This is a genomic window from Streptomyces klenkii (assembly GCF_003626645.1).
Lineage (GTDB): Bacteria > Actinomycetota > Actinomycetes > Streptomycetales > Streptomycetaceae > Streptomyces > Streptomyces klenkii.
On record NZ_RBAM01000226.1, the window covers coordinates 1 to 1017 of the forward strand.

General features: G+C 64.0%; 1 pseudogene. It reads left to right on the forward strand.

The features are described from left to right. A pseudogene (locus D7231_RS36875) lies at positions 1 to 1017 on the forward strand (KGGVGR-motif variant AAA ATPase); the annotation flags it as partial.

Sequence of the window (1017 nt, forward strand, 5' to 3'; positions counted from 1 at the left end):
CGTACCCTCTTCCCCTCCACGACGCTCGTCCGATCTGAGGATTTTCTCGCACTGCTGCAGGGGGCGGAGGACGGAGGCTGGTCCGCAGCCATTGCGATCGCCGCCGAGTACCTGCCCAATCAGCAAGTCGGCCGATATGCGGACAACGGGCGCCTCACCGTCATTCCAGCGAGCCGCCGACCACTTCTCGGGCCCCCGAGGATCGAACCAGCTGATCTTCTCACTCCGGGTCGTTCCCCCTATTTTCTGACCGAAGCTCTGGCGGCACTGGGGGAACGCATCGGTGCCGACACCGTCGTCATCGACCTCCGGGCCGGAGCCTCGGAATTGTCGGCCCCTGTTCTGCTCGACCCTCGCGTGCAGCGCATTTTCGTCACAACGCTCAGCCACCAATCATTGGCTGGAACCGCCATGCTGGTGCGGCAGCTCGGCCAGCGGGCGCCCGCTGCATTGGGGGAAGATCCGGCGAGTTCTGTCATCATTACCCAGTACAGAAAAGATGTGCACACGGAGCAGGTGCAGCAGGCGTGCGACGAGCTGAGTAACGCGCTATTCGCGACGCTCGGTTCGATTACGGCGAATCATGACTCCGGTGACACCGGGCAGGTGGATACCGGAGTTCTTTCGCAGCCGGTTCTGAGTCCTTTCCGGGAAGAACTGCTCGCTCTCCCATCGACGTGGGATACAGTTCTGCGCCTGCTGGAAAATTGCCACGTGGCTGAAGCCCTGGACAGCATCCTCCCCCGGCCGGCGCAGCCCACCGAGCCAGCCGCCGAGAGCCCCGCCGTTCCGGATTACCCTGCCCTGCGTCGAAGGCTGGCGGACACTGCACGCGAGCTCATCTTTGCGGAAAAAAGAGGGCTATCGTCGGCCAGTGGTTTCCTGGCGACCGAGCCCTTGCGCAGGCTGCTGGGCGATCACCGCACCGAGCCGCCGCTGGCTCTCGTGGTGGGTGCGAAGGGGGCGGGCAAGACCTTCATGTACTCAAAGGCATGCGCGGCGCGCACCTGGAATGCA